The organism is Staphylococcus sp. HMSC071G07, from assembly GCF_001811435.1.
Lineage (GTDB): Bacteria > Bacillota > Bacilli > Staphylococcales > Staphylococcaceae > Staphylococcus > Staphylococcus pettenkoferi.
Genome location: NZ_KV804768.1, coordinates 356,758 through 381,287, shown reverse-complemented (window position 1 = coordinate 381,287; position 24,530 = coordinate 356,758). Strand labels below are relative to the sequence as shown.

Annotated in this window: 28 protein-coding genes, 1 tRNA gene and 1 pseudogene; 27 read left to right on the top strand and 3 right to left on the bottom strand. The window is 36.2% G+C overall.

What is annotated here, in order from left to right; translation table 11 throughout:
* The first annotated feature begins 6 nt into the window (after positions 1–6).
* The 26 genes and pseudogenes from HMPREF2802_RS06145 to HMPREF2802_RS06040 all read left to right on the top strand — a co-directional run bounded on the left by HMPREF2802_RS06145 (position 7) and on the right by HMPREF2802_RS06040 (position 22,483).
* Positions 7–1,347, top strand: a complete 1,341-nt coding sequence (locus HMPREF2802_RS06145; protein ID WP_070503118.1) for a phage major capsid protein — start codon at positions 7–9, stop codon at positions 1,345–1,347.
* A gap of 71 nt (positions 1,348–1,418) precedes the next feature.
* Complete coding sequence (locus tag HMPREF2802_RS06140; RefSeq protein WP_070503117.1) at positions 1,419–1,751, top strand: head-tail connector protein; 333 nt, start codon at positions 1,419–1,421, stop codon at positions 1,749–1,751.
* A complete protein-coding gene (locus tag HMPREF2802_RS06135) occupies positions 1,738–2,067 on the top strand; it encodes a hypothetical protein (RefSeq protein ID WP_070503116.1) in 330 nt (109 codons plus the stop codon). Before HMPREF2802_RS06140 ends, HMPREF2802_RS06135 begins: the two co-directional genes overlap by 14 nt.
* On the top strand, positions 2,064–2,468 hold the full coding sequence (locus tag HMPREF2802_RS06130; protein WP_070503115.1) for a hypothetical protein: 405 nt from the start codon (positions 2,064–2,066) through the stop codon (positions 2,466–2,468). The genes HMPREF2802_RS06135 and HMPREF2802_RS06130 overlap by 4 nt, the downstream gene beginning before the upstream one ends.
* A 4-nt stretch (positions 2,469–2,472) precedes the next feature.
* Positions 2,473–2,877: a hypothetical protein gene (locus HMPREF2802_RS06125; RefSeq protein WP_070503114.1), complete on the top strand. Its 405-nt coding sequence runs from the start codon at positions 2,473–2,475 to the stop codon at positions 2,875–2,877.
* A 12-nt stretch (positions 2,878–2,889) separates the two neighbouring features.
* Complete coding sequence (locus tag HMPREF2802_RS06120; protein ID WP_070503113.1) at positions 2,890–3,519, top strand: major tail protein; 630 nt, start codon at positions 2,890–2,892, stop codon at positions 3,517–3,519.
* Between the two features lie 88 nt (positions 3,520–3,607).
* Positions 3,608–4,087, top strand: coding sequence for an Ig-like domain-containing protein (locus HMPREF2802_RS06115; RefSeq protein WP_070503112.1), 480 nt, complete (start codon positions 3,608–3,610; stop codon positions 4,085–4,087).
* A 69-nt stretch (positions 4,088–4,156) separates the two neighbouring features.
* Positions 4,157–4,519 (top strand): phage tail assembly chaperone G, encoded by a 363-nt coding sequence (gpG, locus tag HMPREF2802_RS06110; RefSeq protein WP_049408512.1) that lies wholly within the window; start codon positions 4,157–4,159, stop codon positions 4,517–4,519.
* 32 nt (positions 4,520–4,551) lie between these two features.
* Positions 4,552–4,704 carry a phage tail assembly chaperone GT gene (gpGT, locus tag HMPREF2802_RS12230; RefSeq protein WP_218085167.1) on the top strand — a complete coding sequence of 51 codons (153 nt, stop codon included), beginning with the start codon at positions 4,552–4,554 and terminating at the stop codon, positions 4,702–4,704.
* Positions 4,705–4,732: 28 nt separating this feature from the next.
* Positions 4,733–9,607, top strand: a complete 4,875-nt coding sequence (locus tag HMPREF2802_RS06105) for a phage tail tape measure protein (protein ID WP_070503111.1) — start codon at positions 4,733–4,735, stop codon at positions 9,605–9,607.
* A gap of 1 nt (position 9,608) precedes the next feature.
* Complete coding sequence (locus tag HMPREF2802_RS06100; protein WP_070503110.1) at positions 9,609–10,436, top strand: distal tail protein Dit; 828 nt, start codon at positions 9,609–9,611, stop codon at positions 10,434–10,436.
* 9 nt (positions 10,437–10,445) lie between these two features.
* The gene (locus HMPREF2802_RS06095; protein ID WP_070503109.1) at positions 10,446–12,035 is read left to right on the top strand and encodes a prophage endopeptidase tail family protein; all 1,590 of its coding nucleotides are present in this window, start codon (positions 10,446–10,448) and stop codon (positions 12,033–12,035) included.
* Complete coding sequence (locus HMPREF2802_RS06090; RefSeq protein WP_070503108.1) at positions 12,028–12,597, top strand: hypothetical protein; 570 nt, start codon at positions 12,028–12,030, stop codon at positions 12,595–12,597. Before HMPREF2802_RS06095 ends, HMPREF2802_RS06090 begins: the two co-directional genes overlap by 8 nt.
* Positions 12,598–12,611: 14 nt before the next feature.
* Positions 12,612–15,227, top strand: coding sequence for a peptidase G2 autoproteolytic cleavage domain-containing protein (locus tag HMPREF2802_RS06085; RefSeq protein WP_070503107.1), 2,616 nt, complete (start codon positions 12,612–12,614; stop codon positions 15,225–15,227).
* Between the two features lie 11 nt (positions 15,228–15,238).
* Positions 15,239–16,759 carry a BppU family phage baseplate upper protein gene (locus tag HMPREF2802_RS06080; protein ID WP_070503106.1) on the top strand — a complete coding sequence of 507 codons (1,521 nt, stop codon included), beginning with the start codon at positions 15,239–15,241 and terminating at the stop codon, positions 16,757–16,759.
* A gap of 13 nt (positions 16,760–16,772) precedes the next feature.
* The gene (locus HMPREF2802_RS06075) at positions 16,773–17,177 is read left to right on the top strand and encodes a hypothetical protein (protein WP_070503105.1); all 405 of its coding nucleotides are present in this window, start codon (positions 16,773–16,775) and stop codon (positions 17,175–17,177) included.
* Position 17,178: 1 nt separating this feature from the next.
* The gene (locus HMPREF2802_RS11835; RefSeq protein WP_083307597.1) at positions 17,179–17,331 is read left to right on the top strand and encodes an XkdX family protein; all 153 of its coding nucleotides are present in this window, start codon (positions 17,179–17,181) and stop codon (positions 17,329–17,331) included.
* Positions 17,332–17,369: 38 nt separating this feature from the next.
* Positions 17,370–17,792: a hypothetical protein gene (locus HMPREF2802_RS06070; RefSeq protein ID WP_070503104.1), complete on the top strand. Its 423-nt coding sequence runs from the start codon at positions 17,370–17,372 to the stop codon at positions 17,790–17,792.
* Positions 17,779–18,177 (top strand): hypothetical protein, encoded by a 399-nt coding sequence (locus tag HMPREF2802_RS06065; protein WP_070503103.1) that lies wholly within the window; start codon positions 17,779–17,781, stop codon positions 18,175–18,177. The genes HMPREF2802_RS06070 and HMPREF2802_RS06065 overlap by 14 nt, the downstream gene beginning before the upstream one ends.
* A gap of 46 nt (positions 18,178–18,223) precedes the next feature.
* Complete coding sequence (locus tag HMPREF2802_RS06060) at positions 18,224–18,730, top strand: phage holin (protein ID WP_083307596.1); 507 nt, start codon at positions 18,224–18,226, stop codon at positions 18,728–18,730.
* Between the two features lie 492 nt (positions 18,731–19,222).
* Positions 19,223–20,587: an SH3 domain-containing protein gene (locus HMPREF2802_RS06055; protein ID WP_070503102.1), complete on the top strand. Its 1,365-nt coding sequence runs from the start codon at positions 19,223–19,225 to the stop codon at positions 20,585–20,587.
* A 234-nt stretch (positions 20,588–20,821) separates the two neighbouring features.
* Positions 20,822–20,973, top strand: a pseudogene (locus tag HMPREF2802_RS12000) (hypothetical protein).
* Positions 20,974–21,043: 70 nt separating this feature from the next.
* Positions 21,044–21,154 (top strand): hypothetical protein, encoded by a 111-nt coding sequence (locus HMPREF2802_RS11995; RefSeq protein WP_088606624.1) that lies wholly within the window; start codon positions 21,044–21,046, stop codon positions 21,152–21,154.
* A gap of 1 nt (position 21,155) precedes the next feature.
* A complete protein-coding gene (locus tag HMPREF2802_RS06050; protein ID WP_070503414.1) occupies positions 21,156–21,347 on the top strand; it encodes a hypothetical protein in 192 nt (63 codons plus the stop codon).
* A 153-nt stretch (positions 21,348–21,500) separates the two neighbouring features.
* Positions 21,501–22,058, top strand: coding sequence for an ImmA/IrrE family metallo-endopeptidase (locus tag HMPREF2802_RS06045; RefSeq protein WP_070503101.1), 558 nt, complete (start codon positions 21,501–21,503; stop codon positions 22,056–22,058).
* Positions 22,058–22,483, top strand: coding sequence for a hypothetical protein (locus tag HMPREF2802_RS06040; protein ID WP_070503100.1), 426 nt, complete (start codon positions 22,058–22,060; stop codon positions 22,481–22,483). Before HMPREF2802_RS06045 ends, HMPREF2802_RS06040 begins: the two co-directional genes overlap by 1 nt.
* Positions 22,484–22,703: 220 nt before the next feature.
* Here the strand turns inward: HMPREF2802_RS06040 and HMPREF2802_RS06035 are convergent.
* Positions 22,704–22,775, bottom strand: a tRNA-Arg gene (locus HMPREF2802_RS06035).
* Between the two features lie 155 nt (positions 22,776–22,930).
* On the opposite strand from HMPREF2802_RS06035, the gene clpP reads away from it, so the two are divergent.
* Positions 22,931–23,515 (top strand): ATP-dependent Clp endopeptidase proteolytic subunit ClpP, encoded by a 585-nt coding sequence (gene clpP, locus HMPREF2802_RS06030; RefSeq protein ID WP_002472926.1) that lies wholly within the window; start codon positions 22,931–22,933, stop codon positions 23,513–23,515.
* Positions 23,516–23,551: 36 nt separating this feature from the next.
* Here clpP and HMPREF2802_RS06025 read toward each other — a convergent pair whose 3' ends face one another.
* Both HMPREF2802_RS06025 and HMPREF2802_RS06020 read right to left on the bottom strand, forming a co-directional pair.
* Complete coding sequence (locus HMPREF2802_RS06025) at positions 23,552–23,800, bottom strand: hypothetical protein (RefSeq protein WP_070503099.1); 249 nt, start codon at positions 23,798–23,800, stop codon at positions 23,552–23,554.
* Between the two features lie 116 nt (positions 23,801–23,916).
* Positions 23,917–24,510: a hypothetical protein gene (locus HMPREF2802_RS06020; RefSeq protein ID WP_070503098.1), complete on the bottom strand. Its 594-nt coding sequence runs from the start codon at positions 24,508–24,510 to the stop codon at positions 23,917–23,919.
* Positions 24,511–24,530 lie beyond the last annotated feature (20 nt).

The window sequence follows — 24,530 nt, the reverse complement described above, 5'->3', positions numbered from 1 at the left end:
GATTAAATGGCTGGCTTTAACGACTTGAAGAAAGAACTTCAAGACTTAATTAACCAAGCACAAGATGCAGTTAATAAAGGCGATTTAGAGACTGCGCGCAAGCTCAAAGCAGACATCGACGAACAGAAAAAGTCTTTAGAAGAGCTAGAGTCTCTTTCTAAAGAAATCGATGAGATTGCACCAAATCAAAATGAGGAGGAATCAGACGTGGCTGAAGATAAACCAGAAAAACCAACATCTGAAAACACAACTGAATCTGAATCAGAGGTAAAGGATGCACCTAAACAGGAGCAACCTAAAGAAGTCAAAGAGGAAGAAGAAAAAGACTCTGACGACGCTTCTGAAAGTGAATCTGATGAAGACAAATCAATCGAAAAGGTTGAAGAGCCTACAGAAGAAGAACTTGAAGAAGAGAAGAAAAAGAAAGAAAAACAAGGAGGAAAACGCATGGCAAAATTACAAAAGAGCCCAGAACAAGACCTTAAAATTCAAGGTTTTGAAGAGTACATGAAATCAAAAGGAGCTAAACGTGATAACGTTAAATCAGATGACGTTGGTGTAACAATTCCAGAAGAGATCAAATACATTCCTGAAAAGGAAGTAAAAACGGTACAAGATTTATCTGAACTTGTTACAAAAACTTCTGTATCAACTGCAAGTGGTAAATATCCAATCTTAAAACGTGCGGACGACAAATTCCACACTGTTGAAGAGTTAGAGAAAAACCCAGAACTCGCTAAACCAAAATTCGAAACGGTTGCATGGGAAGTAGCGACTTATCGTGGTGCTATCCCAATTTCTCAAGAGGCACTCGATGACTCAATCGCTAACTTAACTCAAATCGTTCAAGATAATATCCAAGAACAAAAAGTGAATACTCTCAACGAAAAAATTGGAGACGTATTAAAACAATTCAATCCTACTACTGTTTCTGATGTTGATGACTTAAAAGCAATCACTAACGTTCAATTAGATCCTGGATACAACCGTCGTATTGTTTGTACTCAAAGCTTCTATCAAAAACTAGACACACTTAAAGATGGCAATGGACGTTACTTACTACAAGACAGCATTATCAACACTGCTGGCAACACTGTATTAGGTATGAACGTAACAGTAGTACGTGATGACTTATTAGGTAAAAACGGCGATGCAGTTGCATTCGTTGGCGATTTAGAACGTGCCGTATTATTCGCAGACCGTACTGATATTTCGGTTCAATGGATTGACAACGACATTTACGGTAAATACCTTATGGGCGCATTCCGTTTCGACGTTAAACAAGCCGACGCTAACGCTGGATATTTCGTAACATTCGAAGATGACGCGGCTACTGAAACGCCCTAACACGCCCCAAAATGTCGTAGTTAATGCAAACGCTAAGTCTGTATCTATTACGGCAGAATAGGGGTGATTAGTTGTTTGATATTAACGACAAAGATTCTGTTAAGAAAGCGATACGTGTAGACCATGACTTTGATGATGATTTAATCATGAACGTCTATGTACCCAGTGCGATCAATGAAGTCAAGGCTGCCGTATCGCTTGCAGATGAAGACCAAGCATTTTTCGAAGATAACGCATTGTTTAATTTAGCAGTATTAAATATTGTCGCGCACCACAACGATAATCGTTCAATCACGAGTAATGAACAATCATATGACGTACCCGCCTCATCTATGTCACTTATTCAAACGTTAAGAACAGATTTAGTTAAATGGAAACGGAGACGATTACTTGAATCTGAATAGTTTAGATTATCGTATTAGTTTCTACACAGATTTAGATGAGGGACCAGAAGCGGGCATGGGCGAGTTGCAAAACGTCTATAGTTGCTTTGCAGATATGTATGAGCCAACACAAAAAGACGTACAACTTAACAATTTAGAAGTGAGTAAACGCTCCGTCACATTAAATATTAGAGATGCACAACCTCAATTTGTACCGACTGTGAACCAAGTATTTGAAGTTCATAACGGTATGTATGCAGGGTTGTTTTTTAATATCAAAAATGTGTCGCCTGCGAAAACAAAAGGTTACGTCAAGATTGTGGGTGAAGAACAATGAGTGTGACACTCAGAGGCTACAAAGAGATACAAGATGCTCTAGAACGCAAATATGGCCGAGGTGCGATGAAACGAGTTACAGACTTCGCACTAACTAAAGGTGGCCAGAAGGTTGTTCGAATAATCAAAAACAACATGAAGTCATTTAAAGATACCGGTGAATCTGTCGAAGAAACGACAGTATCTAAACCTATGACGATAAATGGTGTGCGCACAGTGAAAATTCATTGGCGTGGGCCTAAACAACGTTATAGAATTATCCACTTAAATGAGTACGGACACTATGACCGTTCTGGAAAGTGGGTTAATACACGAGGCAAAGGCGTTATTGAAAACGCGATGCGTGAAGGCAGAGAAACGTATTTCAGAACAGTTAAAGAAGAATTGAGAAAGAGGGTGTAACTTATTGGATGACATCACAATGAAGATATATGAAGCGATTACAGATAATAAAGAAATTATGGAGCATGTTCAAAAGAACAATATTAAATTCTTTGATTATCCAAACGCACAAGAAATTAAAGATGTAGTGATTGTCATAGATCCATTAGATACACCTACACCTACTGATTTTGGTGATAATGATAATCTCACTTACGAATATTTTTATCAAATAGATGTATTTGTAAAACAAAAGCAAGGCGTAAACGGACGAGTCCTATCAGATAGGCTCGTTTTTTTATTGCAAAGAACAATGTGGGAAGTATTAGGATTTGGTGAAACATCTTCTATGAAACCTGAATATGTTAAAGAGTTCAACTTATACCATCAAGCTAAACGGTTTGAAGGTAAACAATATTTTAAAATTTAGGAGTGTTTTAATATGGCAGAGAAAAACTACCGTTCATTTACAGGATTAACAGAGTTTTATTACAAAGTACATGGCGAAGATGTACAAGCTGTTACAGACCCAGAACGTATTAAATATTTGCAAGAAATTTCAGTATCTAAGGACCAAGACATTGAAAAAGCATACGGTGATAACCAAGTAGCAGAAATGGCTGTTGCTAACGGTACTATCGAAGTAGAAGCTGGTTTCCACAAACTACCATTAGAGGACAGAGTGGCGTTATTTGGCTTAGAAAAATCAGAAGATGGCATTGTATCAGTTGGTAACGATACGCCTCCATATGTAGCTGTTATGTTCGCTAAAACTATGGAAGATGGTTCACGTGAATACGTTGGACTACCTAAAGGATTATTCACATTCCCTGAATTAGAAGGTAACACAAAAGAAGATGGTGTAGAATTCAGTTCTGACTCTACTACTGCAGAATTCATGCAAGCACCAGTTAAAGGCTTTGAAGAAGAAAAAGCTATGTTATTAGGTCACGATGCTAAAGGCACATCTGTTATGAAGGATGCTATTTGGTCTGCAATCTTTGATGGTAAAGCAGAAGATGATTCAGAAAATACTTCTGACGATAATGCAGAAGAAACAGAAACACCCTAACAATCCCCAAAATGTTGAAGTAGAAACAGATGATTCATCTGCGGCTATTTCAGCAGAATAGGGGCAAAATCAAACGAGGTGAATACGAATGACAGAAACACTTAATGTGTACAAAGGTGATGAGCTTGTCAAAAGCACAGAGTACACAGATGGACAAGCAACAGTCACTATCGACGGCTTAAATGCTAATACTAGTTATAAAGCAGGTACTTATACTGTTACTCGTAAAAACGAAAACGGTGAATCTGAAAAAGTGAAAGTGCCTGGTTTTAAAACGAAACCTATCGCAGTAAGTGGCGTGACAGTCGAACCAACAACAATGTCACTTAATGTTGGCGAAGAAGGTGTATTAAAAGCAACAGTAACGCCGTCTACGGCTACAAATAAATCTATTAGTTTAGCTTCATCAAACGAAGATGTAGCAACCGTAAATCAAAATGGACACGTTACTGGCGTAGCACCTGGACAAGCTAACATTACTGTCACTACTGAAGATGGTAATAAAAAAGCAACAACTAAAGTAACGGTTAATCAACCACAAAGTGATTCAGACGAATCACAAGAATAATTCTACTTGAGGGCTATATGCCCTCTTTTTATTTGCAAATAAAAACCAAAATTAAAGGAGCAATTAAATATGGCTAAACGTAACTTTATTAAATTAGTACAAGTAGACAAAAAAGGTAACGCAGTAACTGATACAGAAGGCAACGCAAAATACGATACATTCATTACTCCAACTCAAATTCCATTCCGTAAAATCTATGATGCTGCAGACTTAATGGACGGTGCATCAGATGAAAATACTTCCGCACAAGAAAATATCGACCAAATGCTAGACATGGTCGTAGACATTTACAATAACCAATTCACTAAAGATGACTTACTAGACAGATTACATGCACCAGATGCAGTTGAAGAATTACAAGGGCAAATTGAATTTATCGCACAGGGACAAATGGACGAAGAAAGAAAAAAGGAACTAGCGCGAATCATCTAAAGTCCATTTCATACAAGGAACATAAAGAAAATATGAAGAAACTCATGCTGCAAATGATGAAGGAAGGCGGGAAGGATATTAACGATATTTTAGACATGCCTTTCGCTTTCTTCATGGAATTAGTTGACGAAAGTAATAAGAAAAACGTCAAGAAAACGGATAGCATGATTAATGCATTCATGTAATACATCTCACAAGTAAGGAGGTGGAGTGATGGCAGAAAGAATTAAAGGGTTGCAGATTGACCTTTCCATGAAGGATATGGGCGTTCAACGTAGCCTCGCAGAAATAAAACGTAGTTTTAAAGGACTAAACGCTGATTTAAAATTATCTAACAATAACTTTAAGTATTCCGAAAAAAGTTTGAACTCATATAAGTTAAGAACTAGGGAATTATCCCAAGCAGTCAAAGAATCTAAAGCTAACGTTGCAGCGTTAAAAGCAAAATACCAAGAAGTATCAAGAGAATCTGGTGTGAATAGCAAAAAAGCCGCTCAATTAAGACAAGAGTATAGTCGACAAGCTGATAATCTCAACTATTTACAAAACGAACTCGACCAAACGCGAGGTAAATATAGAGAAATGATTGCAGTAAGTAAATCGTCTATCGGTAGACTTGGGCAAACATTTTCTGAAATAGGACCTAAGATGAAATCTATTGGTGAATCAATGAAGTCAGTTGGGCGTAACATGAGTTTACACGTTACCGCACCAATTGTGGCAGGTTTTGGTGCTGCGATGAAGAAAAGTATAGACTTTGACGATACTATGCGCAAAGTAAAGGCCACATCTGGTGCTACTGGTAATGAGTTTAATCAACTTAGAACGAAAGCACTTCAAATGGGTCGAGATACTAAGTTTACTGCTTCGGAATCTGCTGAAGCGATGAACTATATGGCACTTGCTGGTTGGGACACCAAAGATATGCTAAAAGGTGTTGGCGGTGTAATGAATTTAGCTGCTGCATCTGGCGAAGATTTAGCAAGCGTATCTGATATTGTAACCGACAACTTAACTGCGTTTGGTATGAAAGCTAAAGATAGTACCCACTTTGCAGATGTTTTAGCTCAAACAAGTTCGAAAGCTAATACTGATGTGCGTGGTTTAGGTGAGGCGTTTAAATATGCTGCTCCAGTTGCTGGTGCATTAGGTTACACCGTAGAAGATACATCAATAGCTATTGGTCTGATGTCTAATGCTGGGATAAAAGGTGAAAAAGCCGGTACAGCATTAAGAACGATGTTCACTAACCTTGCTAAACCAACAAAAGCAATGAAAGAAGAAATGGATAAACTAGGCATCTCCATTACTGATAGCAACGGCGAAATGTTACCTATGAGAGATGTCATGGACCAGCTTAGAAATAAGATGGGCGGTTTATCCAAAGACCAACAAGCAGCCGCAGCAAGTACAATATTCGGTAAAGAAGCCATGAGTGGTGCATTAGCAGTTATCAATGCATCAGACGAAGATTATAAAAAGCTAACTAAATCTATAGATGGCTCTAATGGTGCTTCTAAAAGAATGGCCAATGAAATGGAAGGTGGCATTGGTGGTGCAATGCGTAAGATGAAATCAGCTATTGAAAGTTTAGCGATTTCATTAGGTGATGCATTAGCCCCAATGTTATATAAAATTGCTAAATGGATTACATCATTAGCGAATAAGTTTACTAATTTACCAAAAGGCATACAAAAAACAATAGCGATTGTAGGATTATTAGCCGCAGCTATTGGACCACTACTAATGATCTTTGGCGTTATGGCCTCGACAATCGGTACTGCTATAACAGTATTAGGTTCTTTAATGACGAGTATGAGAACATTATCGTTTTTATCTAAAACCAGCGCAGCAGCGACCGGCATTTGGAATGGCGTTACCGCCACTGCTCGTGGCATAGCAAATGGTTATAGATATGCGGTAGCTGCATTGACTACGTCTCAAACAATACAAGCGATTAAAACTAAAATTGCAGCAACTGCCATGACTGTTTGGACTGGTGTAACTAAAGCGGCAGCATTAGCAACTAAAGGTTTAGGACTAGCAATCAGATTTATGACAGGACCGGTTGGAATAGTTATCACTGTAATCACTGCACTGGTAGGAGTTATTGTTTACCTTTGGAAAACAAACAGTACATTCAGAAATGCGGTTATCGGTATTTGGAATTCAATTAAAAATGCTGCGATAGCCATATTCGGATTTTTGAAAAATTACATTGTTGGTATTTGGACTGCTGTAAAAGTATCTACGATAATCATATGGAATGCTATAAAAGGAAGCGCTGCAATCATATGGAACGCTATTAAATTATCTATACAGCACCCTATACAAGTGTTAAAAGCTGTCTTATCAGTTTTATGGAACGGCATGAAGAATGCAGCTATTAAAATATGGGCGTTACTTAAAAATGGCGTAATCGCAATAATTAAAGCCTATGTAGCGCAAATCAGAGCCAATTTTAATTTAGTGAAAAGAATTGTATTGGCTGTATTCAATGCTATCAAATCTTTCTCTATAAAAGTTTGGAATGCAATTAAAAACGGTATACTCAACATTGTCAGAGGGTTAAGAAATGGCATTGCTAATATATTCAAAGGAATAAAAAATACCGTAACCACTATATTTAACGCTGTTAAGAATTTCTCTTTCAAAGTTTGGAATGCTATTAAAAACGGTGTTATAAAACGAGCTAAAGGACTTTGGAACGGAGTTAAAGCTGCGTTCAACGCGCTTAAAAAAGGTACAACTGCGATATTCAATGCGGTTAAAAACTTTGCGCTGAAAGTATGGACCAACATTAAAAACGGCGTCGTAAAACGAGCTAAAGCTTTATGGTCCGGCGTTAAAAATGCATGGAACAACCTTAAAAAAGGCACTACTAAAACATTCAAAGCAGTAGGTAGTTTCATGAGTTCTAAGTGGTCGAGCATCAAATCTGACACAGTGAAAAAAGCTAAAGGCACGTGGTCTGGTGTCAAAGGCGCTTGGGGTTCTTTGTCTAAAGGAACACATAAAACGATGAATTCCGTCGGCAGTTTCATGAGTAAGAAATGGAAAGGTATTAAAAACAGTACAGTAAATTTAGTTACTGGAATGAAGAATAAAGTAACTGGCGTCATGGACAAAATGGGTAACGTTATCAAATCAGTTACAGGAAAAATCAAAGGTTTCTTCAAAGGCATGATCAGTGGAGTAGAAAAAGGATTAAACGGATTAATCAAAGGTGTAAACTGGGTTGGTAAAAAACTCGGTATGGATGCCTTACCTAAAGTCAAATTACACACTGGTACAGAGTCCACTCACACACAAAATATAGTGACAAATGGTAAAGTAAACCGTGATACATTCGCCACTGTAGGAGATAAAGGACGAGGCAATGGCCCAGGTGGATTTAGACATGAAATGATACGATACCCTAATGGTAAGACAACACTTACACCAAACAGAGACACAACAACATTCTTGCCTAAAGGTTCATCAGTCATTAATGGTAAACAAACACATAGCATCTTAAATAATCTGCCTAAATTCTCAAAAGGTACTTCTAAGAAAAAAAGAAATCTTGGTGACTTCGGAAACTACATCAAAGGTAAATTTGGCGAAAAGGCATCTCAAGCCGCTCATGGTATTAAACAAGGAACACAAAAAGCGTTAGAAAAATCAGCGAATGCCATTGGCAAAGGTAAAAGTTGGTTAGAAGATAAAATTGGCGATGTGATGGAATGGGTCGGAAAACCGGGGAAACTATTTGAAAAGATTGCAGATGCATTCGGGATTAACATAGAATCCTTCGGAATACCCAAAAAAGCTAGCTTACCTTTTGATATGATGAAAGGTATGTTCGGTAAACTTAAAACGGCAGCTATTGATATGATTAAAAATTGGATGGAAGAAGCCGAAGGTGGCGATGGAGATGCCGCTTGGTTATTCAAACATCCTATCTGGCAAAAATTCGGCTCTTATACCGGCGGCTTAAACTTCAACGGTGGACGTCACTACGGTGTAGACTTCGGTATGCCGATCGGAACTAATGTATACGCTGTTAAAGGTGGTAAAGCAGACAAAGTATGGACTGACTATGGTGGCGGTAAATCCGTACAAATTAAAACAGGTCAAGGCGAATGGAACTGGTATATGCACTTGTCCAAACAAATCGCCAAGCAAGGTCAACGAATCAAACCAGGTCAGTTAATCGGTAAGTCTGGTGATACTGGTAATTTCGTACGTGGTGCCCACTTGCACTTCCAATTAATGAAAGGAAGTCATGCAGGTAACGATACAGCTAAAGACCCGCTCAAGTGGCTTAAAAGCTTAAAAGGTGGTGGCAAAGTTGGAGGTAGTGGATCAGCGAACGCACGTAAGGCTATTAAGAAAGCACAGGCAATCTTAGGCGGTCGCTACAAGTCATCTTATATCACAGAACAAATGATGAGAGTTGCTAAACGTGAATCTAACTTCCAAGCTGGTGCAGTCAACAACTGGGATAGTAACGCTAAAGCAGGGACACCATCTAAAGGTATGTTCCAAATGATTGAACCGTCATTTAAAGCGTATGCTAAAGCAGGACACGGCAACATTTTAAACCCAACTGACCAAGCAATTTCTGCAATGCGCTATATCGTTGGTAAATGGGTGCCAATCATGGGTAGTTGGAGAAGTGCTTTTAAACGTGCAGGTGACTACGCATATAAAACAGGTGGAATGGTTACAAATAAAGGGCTATACAACCTCGCAGAAGACGGTTACCCAGAATTTGTAATTCCTACTGACCCTGCTCGACAATCTGATGCTATGAAATTACTTGCTATTGCGGCAGAACAAATCGGTGGCGACACTGCAGGTAATAAGCGTCCTAAACAACTACGTAGCCCTAACAATTTAGGCGGTAGCGACGATCAAGAAGTGGTTAATATGCTTGCACGACAATTAGAAGCTACACAACAACAAGTTGACCTACTCACACAACTCGTAGCAAGCTCAAGACGTATCGAAGAGCAACCTAAAGGATTTAATGAACGTGAAGTAAGTAAAGCACAAGGTAAACGTGCGCGAATGATGGCATACAATATGGGAGGTGCTTTCTAGTTTGAAAAAGGAAGTTAGGATATTTAATGATAACTTTGATATTAAATTGACTGACACACCCAATTTGCTATTTTTAGACCATATAGAAGAAGATGTGGAAGTGAACGCAAATACAATTGAAATCAATGGTATTGATGGTGTGCTGATGGGACCGACTACGTTCGGTCCTTTTAATTTGGTTTTAAATTTTTCTTTCAAAGGTTTAGATACTAGAGATTTAAGGTTATATAAGCAAAAATTAAGAAACATTCTTTATAAACGAGAACCTTATTACGTTTGGCATAGTGATGCTCCTGGTAAGAAATATGCAGTTTATTGTGATAGTAGTGAAAATGAAGATTTAACAAATTCATTCGCTACATTCAAAATTACTTTTATAGTGTTTAAAGGGTATTCAGAGTCATTGAAAGACACTAGTGAGTTCAGTTTATCAAGTGGTGATTGGCAATTTGAAACTGGCATACTGGACAATGATGAAATTAAATATACTCACGACACAACAGGCTTTCAAATTTATAACGGTTCATCAGATACAATTAATCCGTTGTTCAGACACCAATTTAAGTTGTTAATAAATATTGATGCGCCTAAAGGTTTTAAAATAACTAATAAGACAACAGGTGATGTTTTCGAATATAAGAAAGGTATCAAAAAAAATAGGCAATTAGTTATAAACGGAGTCCACCCTTTTATCAACAAAAAACGTGTTGGTATTGAAACTAATTGGCAATGGCTCACATTAGCGAAAGGGTTTAACGATATAGAGATAACCGGAGAAGGTATAGAAGAAGTTAAAACACAATGGATATTCCCGTTCATATATAGGTAGGTGAATGAATTGAAAGACTTGATAATAAAAAATAGAAAAGGCACATTTGGCGAAATTATTAGCGACTATGATTTCGGTTCATTCAAATACGAATATGAAAAAAATAACGAACGTTCCATTAGTTTTACAATATATAAGACAACTTCTAATGCTGATATTTTTGATGCATTATTAAATGAAATGGTGATACTTTGGCAAGGTCAAGAGTATATAATCAAATCCACAGCAATTAAATATGACGGGGCAATGGTAACAAATGAAATTACTGCAAAACATATATTCATGGAATTCCAAAATCATTATATTCACAAGGATTTAGAGAATGAGGAATTAAACAACGAAGAAACAACAAACGAAGAGAACAAGCCAACCATGACGTTAGGACAATATTTAGAATTTGGTTTTAAAGGTAATAAAATTGGTTTCAGCTATGAAATTATCGGTAAGTTTCCAGAACGTGTAACTATCGATGAACTTGGAGATAAAAATGGAATGGAATTTTTAACAGAAGGCGCTGAACTATTTAACTATATCTATTTTGCTGACAATAAAAAGATTTATATTTATGACGAAAAATCATTTTATAAACAATCTGATTTGCCATTAATTTATAAATACAATTCAAGTGAAGTCCAAGCTACAACTACCACAACAGACATTAGAACTTATATTCAAGGATACGGAAAGAAAAAAACAAAATCCGAAACTAAAAACTACAATCCAATAAAACCTAAAAATCTTCAGTATTCAGGTGAATTTATCAAAGATGGTACCTGGAGAACTGAAAGTGTTGGCGCTAGTTATACAAAAACATTTAATTGTAAGTGGGGTAACGAAACACTTGAATGGACGCTGAAGAAAATGGCTAAAGGTGGCGTATTAGATGTTTATTTAGATAATGAACACATAGGCAGATATGAATGTTATAGCAAAACTGCAACATCTGAAAAGATCATAATAAGACGTGGGTTAACGAAAGGCACTCATACATTCAAAGCTATTTTTAGAGGTGCAAAAAAAGGTGTAGATTACAAAAAATCTAAACCTTGTATGTACGTAGGTACTGAGAAATCAACAGTGCTAAATTTAACCGCTATATTAAAGGGGTCTGATGTCTATCATGCGTACGCTGAATATAAATCTCCGAACTACGATACTTTCGGCTTTTCGGAAGCTCCTACTGTCTTTGATGATAATGTGTTAAACAAAGAAGAATTATTGAAAAAATTAAAGTCGGAATTGAACGATGAACCTACAGTTGAAGTTTCTACCAATTATTTAGGTAGTACCGAAAACAAACATTATATCAATAACGGTGATATTAAGGAGAACAACACAATACGATTTATTCACCAACCATTAGGATATAACCTTGATTTAAAAGTAGTGAAAATAACTGAATCTCACCCTTATTTAAATAAACCAGTAGAAGTGGACTTTAGCAATTCACCGACAGACATCATTAAAATTCAACAGAATATAAACAGCAACATAAAGAAAGTAAATAATTTAGTTAAAGGTAGTTCGCTTAGCGATAAAGCGCTTTCTGAAACAGATAACTATTCAGAAGTTGTGGGGGTGACATTATTAGATGAGTAGAGAGATAAGCCATCGGTATTTAAAAGATAGAAATGGGGATACCTATTTCCCGGTAACACATATAGATGCAATAGAAGGGTTGGAAGTAGAAGGAGAAAACAATCCGTTTATCAACATTGCTGAAAAAGTAGAACAACTAAATAAGATGATAGAAAAACAAAAAACAAGCTTAGAGTTGTTAGATACAGCGATGAAAGATATGGTAGGCGATAGTGGCTGGGTGGATATTTCTATACCTACTAATATGAAAAACAATGCGGTGAGTACTGGTTTTAAATCAAGTATTAGAGAGGTTAGCGTAGGTAACCGTTCAATGGCACATTATTTTATAATACGTTCAATTAGATTGAATGTATCTAATATTACAGGCTCTAGTATGCAAATAGCTCAACTACCTACAGGATTTGTTACTGATAACCAATCTTTCTTGGCTAGACAAAATGGCAACAGGTCTCCAGTAACAGTTGAATGTTTAAAAGATGGTAAGGTCATGGCTTATATCCACCCTAACGACCAATCCAAAAATAATTGGATTTATCAAGAGTATACTTGGTTAGAATAAAAGGGAGTGACAAAATGAAGTTAAAAAAGGATTATCCAATTGATATAGGGCAAGAGTGGCGTTATAAAACAATCTTTAATTTTAAAACAATTGAAAACGTTTATCAAAATATTATAGATATATTAGAGCGTCACAAAACAAATGAAAAACATGCACACAACGCTAAACAAATCGATTACAAACTTACAAACGTTCACGATGAATTAACTTATCAAGACGGTCGTATTGAGGGCTTGGTGGTCGGTCATAACGGTAACGGCATAGAAGAACTTAAAGATAGCAGAACGGCGATAGATGGTACTAACCACCCTTTACTATCTAAACGTTTAAAATACGACTTCGAAATCATCAAAAACAAAATAGAAGAAAACTTCAATTTTCTCAACAAGAAGATTGAACGCATTGTAAACGTGAATGATTACGGTGCAGACCCAACGGGCGAGCAAGATTCTACTCAAGCTTTTAAAGATGCTGCAAGAGATGGGAATGTCCATGTTCACATGACAGCAGGCACGTATAAAGTAACTGGAATTAAACTACCTAACAACACTGTATTATCAGGTGAAGGTAAAGATATTACTACAATTAAATTCGCGGATGAAACACCTGCTGAGAACATTGTAATTACTAATGAAGATATGTCAGGCAATGCTCACAACATCGGCATTAAAGATTTTACAGTTAATGGTAATAAGTGGAGACAAGACAAAACACTTAAAGCTTCAGGAGGATCATTATCTTCTAATGTTAGGTTTGCAGGGGTTAAGCACGGATTTGCAAGTAATGTAAAATCAGTAGATGCATTACTACATGGTTTTGACGTAACTTACGCTAGTGATGCTTATTTTTATGAAGGTGATGGCATAAGAGTAAATGAAGAATTGGAAAGTAAATACATTCACATTGATAATTGTGAAACGAGTGGCTTTGGTGATGATGGTATTACTACCCACCATTCAAGATATTTATTACTTACAAACAACTATTCACATCATGCTACAGGTGGCGGTAATAATAACGGTATTGAAATTGATGACGGTTCACAACATGTAATGCTAGATAATAACATTACTGAAATGAACTATGGCGGTATAGAGGTTAAAGCTCATGCTCCTGCATCAGCTCCTAATAACGTTTTAATCAGTAACCACATGAGTATACATGATTCACGTGCTTATAACTTAAGACATATCGGGCATCACAGAGCTGGAGACCCTAAATCTAAAACAGCTCACAGCTTAGTATTAAACAACTGTACAGCAATTGAGCCTTACGACAATAAAGTTTATCCAAACACATCACCACGTGCTTTAGTTATATCAGCATATAGAAATGTACAAGTTAATAACTTCAGTGCAGTTGGTGATGGTAAATTCACAGCAGGGATGCCTGCTATAGCTGTTCAATTCATGAGTGAAAACATCATGTTAAACGGTATTAACGTTACAGGATTCAAGAACTCACAAGCTGACATTAAAGTGTTTGGTGGAGGTAATAGAGGTAAGAAGATTACCATTAGTAACGTTAATATTTGGGACTCTTCTCAAAACAGAGGTATTGCAGGTGGTGGTGGTATTTATGATTTACGTATTATCAATGCCAACCTACAAGGACAAGGAACTGGTAACGGGCTAGAGTTATACAACAACACAGCAGAGATTGTTGGAGTCAATGCAGAGAATTATAATAATGCTGCATATATCACTAATAAAACTTATAGAGTTGTACCTACCGTAGTTAAAGGTGGATTCAGTGGTGGTTCGACTGGTTCAGCTGCAATTGCACAACGTTCAGCAGTAATCGCTTCATCTGGCGGTTCTTTTGCAAATAGCGACCGTTCTTGGCTAGCAGGCGTAGGTGCAGGTTCTAAAGCATATGGCTCTCGTAGTTCAGTTATGAACTCTTTGGAATCAGAAACGTCTCAAGGCTACTATGCACAAACGATTGTCAACTCTCGCGGTGTAAAAACGAAAGATAATTATATGTTTGCAATGGGTTATGGTACTGATGGTGCTAAATATGAGAATACTAAATTCCAAGTTAAAGGTACATCAGGGACAGTAAAAGCAAAAGGCACTATTACAGCAGGTAATGATTTTGGTGACTATGCTGAGTATTTTGAGTCTCAGTCAGGGCAAGAAATACCTAATGGTTATCTAGTTACATTAGATGGTAGATATATCAGAAAAGCTAACAGTAATGATGTTCCAATTGGAGTTATCTCAGGTACAGCAGGAGTAATTTTAGGGGATGCAATGTTCCATCATAAAGATAAATTCTTAAAAGATGAGTTTGGTGTAACACTTACTCAGACTGAAACTAAAGAATGGCAAGACGATGAGGGCAATTGGTATTCAGAAGAAGTAGAAGTTCCTATTTCTAATCCTGATTGGGAAGAATCAGATGGTGAGTATCTTGATCGTGCTAGTCGTCCTGAATGGAACGTAGTAGGTCTAATGGGGCAAGTGTTTACTAGAATTGATTCATCAGTACAGGCTAACGACTATATCAAAGCTGATAAAGGTATCGGTACAAAAGATAATCAGAACGGTTCTTATAGAGTTTTGGAGATTACTACACCGTATGACATCGAAAAAGGGTACGGCGTTGCAGTCGTATTAATAAAATAAGGAGTGATAGCGTGAATAACGGAATAGATAAAAAAGCCTTATTTAAATTAAAATCTGAGCCTTATTTAAAACCAATCTCTGATTTAGGGGTTGGTTTTTATAATTTAGATGAAAACACAGCGATATTAAGATTTCAATTAAGCAATTCAAAAGGACCTTTATTAATCCATGAAAACAACCTAACAGCATATGCTTATTTTGAGTCAAGTAATGGTAGTGCGTCAGATGTAATCGAACTAGAAGTTGAAGACCCGTTTAACGGTATTGTAACAGTTACTTTAGATAAAGATTTTCTACAAGCTAGCACATCTACAAAAGTTAAAGGGCAAGTTTATATCGGAGTTAATAACGTAGAGGGAAATCCTGAATATAATGAAGTTGCTGTATTTAGAGAATTTACTTTTGAAGTTGCAGATGCATTAATTAATAAAATTTCTTCATTCACTAAAATTGAAAACATCCGCATGTTTGACCAATTAAAAATGCATGTTGAACAAAGAGTAAAAGACATTGAAGAAGCTATAGCTAATGGTGAAGATTATGTAGCGGAAATGAAGTCAGTATTACAAGAAGGTATTGAAACGCTTAACGAAATAGTTGCTGATGGTAAATCAGATATTCAAACATACATTGCTCAAGCTAAAACTGATTTAACTAAAGTTAGAGATGATGCTACAGAAGATATAACTACTACAGCTAACAATGCTAAAACAAGTGTTCAAGATACTGCTGATAGTGCAGTTAATAAAATAAATTCTGCATCTACTGAAGCCACTGAGCATGTAGATGCAAAGGTTACTGAGTTTAATCAAACAGTAGAAGATAATGAGTTCCTTTCTCCTCAAATGTTGGATGAAGAATTAGGGAATTTAGACTGGCAGAAGTATAAACTCACCGAAGATGACGGGACTATAAAATATTATCCAAAAGGAACTATAGAAGATGTAACAGAACTCCCTGCAGGATTATATGAAACAGTTTCAGATGATGATGCAACAGACCAAGGAATTCCATTAGATAACAGTTATGTACAAATTAAAGTATGGGAGGCAGGAAGAGGGCGCAAAGAAATAGAACTCACTTCTACTTTCAACTCTGAAAAATATTTCAGATTGATTCACACAGACGGCACTAAAGACTCTGGGTGGCAGAAAATAAGCAACAACCAAAGCGACACTGGTTGGATACCATTCACAATTATTAATGGCGGTCGAACTAATACTGATTATGGTTATGGTGAATCTCGTAATGGTTACGGCTGTTCTTATAGAGTTATCACAATTGGTTCTATGACACAAAAATTTGTAAGAGTAAATGCTAACAACGTTGTTCATAACCAATATATAGCTCAATTGCCTGCTAATATCACTAAGAGCCCTCAAGTCGGATATATCAGAGCACCATTAGCTCATAATGGTACAAGTATAATTGTAGAGAATGACGGTTCAGTTAAGTTGTATATAGCTAACGAAGATCAATGGGAAAAATCTGATGAAAAATATATTTATGGAACAATCAGTTGGGTAGAATAGGAGGTTGATATAAATGTTTAAACAAGTATTTTTATACGATGGAACACCTTATTTAGCTTTCAGAAGTGAAGATGGAGAGTATGATTATCCCGATGATGAATGGACTGAAACGCCGCCACCCGAAGGCATTTATAGTCCTTTTTATTTTAACGGTAATGAGTGGATAGGTGCTACTCATGAAGAATGGTTAGAGAGTTCGTCTGAAGATGAAGAACCTCAACCACCAAGCCAATCCATATTACAAATGGCACAAACACAAATGCAAGTCGCAGAAAGTGCTTACCAATTACGAGACACACAAAAGAAGTTAGCTTCAACTATGTTAGATAATGCCGAGAAAGATAAAAAAATTAAAAAATTAGAACAACAGCAAGCACAAGTATTATTAGAGTTAGCTGAAATTAAAGGAGGAGAATAATATGTTTCCAGGATTCGATAATATCAAATATTTTTACGATAGAAAGTGCTACACAAATTCACAAGTTAAAAGATTTGTAGAGTTAGAATGTATTACTAAAGAGCAATATACGGAGATTACAGGAGAAGAATATCCGGAAGAACCACAGGCTTAGGCTTGTGTTTTTTCATTTAGACGGAAGTAGGTGAACACATGAATGAACAGTTTACAATACGCGATAAACTAGCCACATTATCTTTAATTGGGTTAGGCGTTTTTGTAGATATACGAGGCTTCTACTGGTTCATAAGCCCCGAAAGAGTAATCGAAGAAAGTGCTTTTTACCAAGCGTTAAACGACGTTATGCCTATTTGGATTTGGGGTTTGTTACTGCTTATTTTCGGCACTTGTCTAGTTTTCTCAAGTTTATTTTTCGGCAAACGATCTGTGAATAATATTTCGAATTATTTTATGTTAATAGGTGGCCTAGGGAGCTCTATCATACACTTCTTAATGTCATCGGCAGCTGTATATAATGCGATTAATTGGATAACGCCGGCACAATTGATCGCTATCACAGCATGGCTTGGCTTTGTCGGTTTTTTAGGTGGTTTAGGTATTTATGGACGAAAATAAATACGTATTAAGACACGAGTGGGAAAGATCAAGAGGTAAGATAAACGAACGCATAAACGAAGTGGATAAGAAACACACAGACAACTTTAACAGTTTGCTGAATAAAGTAGATAGACAGACATTGTTGCAAGAAAAATCGTTCGAGTCACAAGCTAGGTCAGAAAAACACTTAGAAAAAATGAGTGAATCATTATCAACGGTAGGAACTAGAGTTACTGATTTAGAATACGCAACAAAAGATCATGAAAAAGAAATTAAAGATCTACGAGGAACTGTAGAAGCAGAAGCAAAAGGAAATAGAGAAGTTATCGGTTACTGGTTGGGATTTGCAGGGGTTGTATTAGTCCCACTTATCTCTTTAGTAGGACACATCTTCTTTAAATAAGTCGGCACATATGTGTCGGCTTTTTATTTTGTTTGGAGGTTCTTAAATGAAAGGTATAAATTGGAAAGTACGTTGTAAGAAGAAATCGTTTTGGGTGGCTATCGTTTCGGCGATAATCCTTTTTGTTAACAATATAACGCAAGCATTAGGATTAAACTATACAGAACAACTGGAACAATTTAGTGATGGCGTCAATGGATTATTAACTGTATTAGTCACATTTGGAGTGATACAAGACCATACGACCAAAGGAATAAAAGACAGTGGTATTGTACAGACTTATACAAATCCGCGTGATGAAAATGTTGACCCAGTTGAGTATCAGAAAACAGTTGACGATGATAGCGTTACACCAGAACGAAAAGAATTGACGCCTACAGAGTTTGATACATCTGAACCGTTCACTGACGACACTGACGAAGTTGAGTTTGATGTCGCTGATTATGATTATGATGAAGAATTGAAACGTGGTGCAAGTCGTTACCACGACGATGAAGTGTTGAAGGAGAGTGAAGAAGATGGTAGCAAATCTAACGAAACAACAAGCGATTGATTTTATTAAGACACTTGAAGGTCGAGGTTGGGACTTCGACGGTGCTTATGGGTTAACAACTGCATAGCCCATATAAAATCTTGTGAATTGCTGGGAAACCTAAGTGCTATCGCATATGGCAATCAGCAGCGAAGCCTACATGGTAACAGTGTAGGAACGTTCAACGACTAAGTATCGTCAATTGACGGACAGCGCAAGACATTTTTAAGGTATTGATGTTTAAGGATAGAATATGATATATTAAATGCGGATAGTTAGTATATTGAAACATATATAACTCCCCACCCCTGATATATATAGTTTGTTGAGTTTTTAGATTGGTATCTTAGCCCTTACCATTTGAGACGTATGGCGTGTTTGGTTTATAAATCGAATGCCCATACGTCTATTTATTATGCTTTGAAAATGATGATATAGTCTAGTCTCATGTGAAAGCATGAGGTTTCTTTTTATAGAAACTATTTAATGTTATACAAGTGCATTAAGAAATGAGTGCATGGAAAGGCATTAAATAAAATATATTACGGGCAGTGTTTTGATTTAGCCAATGTCTATTGGGCTAAACTATTCGGACATGGATTAAGAGGCACAGGAGCGGCTGATATTCCTTTCCAAAACGACTTTACAAATGAAGCACATGTTTACAACAATACGCAAAGCTTTTTAGCAAAACCTGGCGACGTAGTTGTATTCCCTAGAACGTTTGGTGGGGGGTATGGTCATGTCGCTATTGTTATATCTGCAACTTTAAACGCGATTACTGTCATCGAACAGAATTGGGTTGGAGGCGGTCTTAGTAAGACTGAAGTAGCTACTCGTCGTACTCATAACTATGAATTTCCAATGTGGTTCATTCGCCCATTCTATAAGAAAGCTAATATTACAAAAAGTGTTCAATCACCGACAGTTACGAAGAAAAAGACAACACCTAAGAAACGTAAGATGAAATCTTTGAAATACATCAGAGATGAAGTGAAAGGGTATCGCTTACCTAATCGTGGTTACAAGCCTAAAGGTATAGTTTTACACAACGATGCAGGTAGTGTTTATGCTACTGCAGAAAGTTATCATAATGGACTAGTCAATGCACCTGAATCTCGTTTGGAAGCAGGGATAGCACATAGTTATATTAGTGGTAATACAGTATGGCAAGCGTTACCAGAGTCGCGTATTGGTTGGCATACGGCAAATGCGGTAGGTAATAAAGATTATTATGGCATTGAGATATGTCAGTCAATTGGCGCTAGCGACAAGGTATTTTTAGCTAACGAACAATCTGCTTTCCAAGAATCTGCGAGAATGCTCAAAAAATGGGGATTACCTGCTAATCGTAATACGGTTAGATTACATGTTGAATTTTCATCCACAAGTTGTCCACACCGTTCTGCTAAGTTACACACAGGCTATGACCCTGTAACACAAGGATTATTACCTAAAGCTAAACAAGTACAACTTAAAGATTACTTTATCAAGCAGATTAGATCATACATGGACGGTAAAGTGCCAGTTGCTACAGTTAAAAAATCTACTAGCTCGGCTAGTAATACTAAATCGACTGTTGCAGGCGCATGGAAAAAGAATAACTATGGTACTTATTATATGAAGGAAAAAGCGAGATTTGTGAATGGTAATCAACCAATCATCGCACGTACAACTGGACCTTTCAGAAGTTGTCCATATGCTTATGACTTCCAACCTGGTGGATATTGTGATTATGACGAGGTAATGTTGCAAGATAAACATGTATGGATTGGCTATGATTGGAAAGGTAAACGTTATTATCTTCCTATTAGAAAATGGGATGGAACGCCTCCTCCTTCACATTCAGTTGGAAGTTTATGGGGAACTATAAGCTAATCTATGTTATAATATAAGTATATTTGAATTATAAAACACTAAAATTTCTTTCCACTATGTAATCATACGAGGAATTTTGATGTAATAGATTTGATAGCTTTATCCGCATCTTAATTAGGGCAGGCGCTAATGTGCTTGCCCTATTTTTTATGTAATATTTTAAATAAAACACTTGTATAATGAACAATTGTTTAGTATAATTATATTTGTAAGTTAGTTAATGACTTACAAATTATGTGTAAGGAGGTGAAAGCCTCATGCTAGACATAATAAAAACACTCCTAGAATATCCAGTATTGGCAGTACTGATAATTCCAGGAGTCATAAAACAACTCAGAAAATGGCATCTCGGTTATCTAGACCGAAAGCCAAACAGCAAAGATTGAAATTATGTTTGGAGCCTTAGGGCTCCTCCTTACACTTATATATTATAACATTATTTGGAGGTTTTCAAATATGACGTGGCAAATGTATTTATCGTTGTTTATATTAAGCCTACCATTATTACTATTCATAGGAAGAAAAACGCATTTTTATTATTTAGATAAAAAGAATGGACGTAGATAACATGAGTGAATACAAATTAAAAATAATTGAATTGATCGAAAGTGATATAACAGGGTATCAGATTTATAAAGAAACTGGCGTCGCCCAATACGTACTATCACAATTAAGACAGGGTAAGCGTAAAGTTGATAATTTAACTTTAAACACTACTGAAAAGCTATATGAATACGCAAAAGCCCACCTAAATGAATAGGTGGGTATTATTATGTTTTGGGTCCCTAAAAAGTCCCTTCGATGCAAAACAAAGTAAGCCTAAAAACACTACTTGGAATTGGAAAGGGCATATTCATTAAATTTACAAGAAGAATAAAAAGTAGTATATAATAAATTTAGAGGAGGGATAATTATGGGAGAGAAAGATATTAGACAATTAGCAGATGAGTTCAGAGAAGAAAACCGAATCTTTAATATGAAAAATATAGTTAAAAACTTGGAGTATTGCATTGAATCTATTGGAATTAAAGTCTTTTATAGCGATATGTCTGCATTTGATTATCCTGATTCTGTAAGTGGTTATACTAGAGTAAATGATAATAATGAACCTGAAATCGTAGTGAATTCTAACCATGTTGAAGGTAGAAGAAGATTTACAATGGCTCATGAATTAGGACACATATTATTCCATTGGAATTGGCCTAAAAAAAAGTTGAATAAAAATGAAGTCAGCATTTTATATAGAAATGAAAACAGTGAACAAAGTGATAATATAGTCGAGCAAGAAGCCAACGAATTTGCAGCGCAATTACTTTTACCATTAAATATAATCGAAAAAGCATTACCTAAACCAATTGATCAATATAACGATATTGAGTTTAGAAATTTGATAGCCAATGTATCTAAAAATTTTAATGTAACAAAGCCATTCGCTAGAAGACAATTGGAAAAATTAAGGAAGGTAAGCTAATGAGTGATGAAGAGTTTATAAATAAATTGAAGAGTGAACTTAGTAAAAATACCAAAGAAAATGTAGAAGAATACTCTGAAAATGAAATAGACAAAGTTAATTTAGATTCAAAAAATATATTCGATAGTTTTAAAGATAGTCAAACTTATCAAAAAGAAATAAGAAATTCAGTTATTACTCAATTACGTTTTAAAGATAAATGGAGAAAGAGAGCTATTTGGGGTTTTATTATTCTAACAATCGTTCTTTTAATAAATTTATTAGTGCTTGTGTATGGTTTTTCACAGAAAATTGATGTAAAGATCATTATTTTATTTATGTCTTTGACCTTTGTCCATACTTTTACAATAATTTATTTTCTTTTCAAGTATATATTTAGTTCTACCGATGAACTTATCAAGCACAATAAAAATAATAATGCCTAAGCCGTACCGTATCTTAATAGGTACGGTTATTTTTTATGCGTAATTTTCGAAAACACAAACCACGCTCATAAAGAACGTGGTTTTTTATGTGAGGGACTTGGGTCCCTAAAAAGTCCCTGAAAATTAGTTTTATATGGTGTGTAGTTGATACAGAAACATAAAAGAACCCCGTAATGACGGGATTCTTAATTTTGAAAAGTATTCAATTTAAGCCAATAAATCTCCTCGAAGGGAATCGAACCCCTATCTTAAGAACCGGAATCTTACGTGTTATCCATTACACTACGAGGAGTCAGTTAAATTTGCGACACTCTTAGTTTACAAATGTTGAGAGAATAGGTCAATATAATAATAGTAACTTAAATCATGCAGGTGTATTACTTTTGACCATGTTTGACTTTTAGGTTAAAATGATTACAGTATTTAGAATCAAGGAGGCAATTACGAATGAATTTAATTCCTACAGTTATAGAAACAACAAACCGTGGCGAACGTGCGTATGACATTTATTCACGTCTGTTAAAAGACCGTATCATCATGTTAGGTTCTGCGATTGACGATAACGTAGCAAACTCAATCGTTTCACAATTATTATTCTTACAAGCACAAGATGCGGATAAAGATATCTACTTATATATCAACTCACCAGGTGGAAGTGTGTCGGCTGGTTTCGCAATTTATGACACAATTCAACATATCAAACCAGATGTTCAAACTATCTGTGTAGGTATGGCAGCTTCAATGGGCTCATTCTTACTTGCAGCTGGTGCAAAAGGTAAACGTTACGCATTACCAAATGCTGAAGTAATGATTCACCAACCACTTGGCGGTGCGCAAGGTCAAGCGACTGAAATCGAAATCGCTGCTAACCATATCTTGAAGACACGTGCTAAATTAAACAAAATCTTAGCAGAACGTACAGGTCAATCTATTGATCAAATCGAAAAAGATACTGATCGTGATAACTTCTTATCTGCAGATGAAGCGAAAGACTATGGCTTAATCGACGAAGTTATGCAACCAGAAGAATAGTAAAGTATAAATAAAGTGCCGACTCTCGAGTCGGCACTATTTTTTGGCTTTATTCTGCTGTCTCTCTTCATATAATTTCTTTCTTATAGCGATAGCATATACGACGAGCATACCAGTAATTAGAATTCCACTAGCTCCTGCTAATATTTTAGCTACTATAGATTCTTTGAATAAAAGTACGTGAATAACTTGGTAGTAGAAATAAAGCCACACGGGCGTTAACGCTAAAGTAATAGCCACTAGATTTCGTGGTGGCTGAGGTTGTTGATTTGGATATTTGTTCATAGTTCTACCTCCATCTCTCTACATCTACTATGCTACAGAAAGTATTGATAAGATTAAAGATAATATAAGCGATTATTCTTATCCTTGCGATTTAGACCAATTGTTTTACTTTTAGCTTACTGTTCTTCATACGGTGATTCTGATTGAGTTTGGTTATTGTCGTTTTCTGTCCCAGGCATAGGGAACATTGCGTCGCCGTTTGGAATACCTGTGAGACCATGTTTTTTCGCATAAGCTTTATATTCTTCCATCGCACGTTGTTGGTCTGCTTCAGTCCATTCTTGTCCGTCAGGTTGTTGCTGTTGTTGTGCTTGATTTGGTTGATTAGCTTGTTGTTGCTGTTGAGTTTGGTTTTCTTGGTTAGTTTGTTGCTGATTTTGTGCTGCTTGTTGATTCTGATTAACTTGTTGAGCTTGCTCATTTTGCTCTGTTTGTTGATCTTGATTTTGTTGTTGTTCAGCTTGTGCGTTGTCTTGTTGCTTTGGTTCCTGATTATAGTCTTTGTCGTCTTGATTGCTATCTTTTGACTGAGACTTGTCGTCTGTTTTCTTTTTCTGTTTTTCTTTAGTTTTGCTATCTTTCTTATCGTTTTTCTTAGAATGTTCTTCTTTCTTATTTTCAGACTTGTCGTCATGTTTACTATCTTGGTGCGAGCCACATGCTGTAAGTATGATTAAACTTCCTAATACAAGTGTCATCAATTTCTTCATCAGTAACTCTCCTTTTAAAT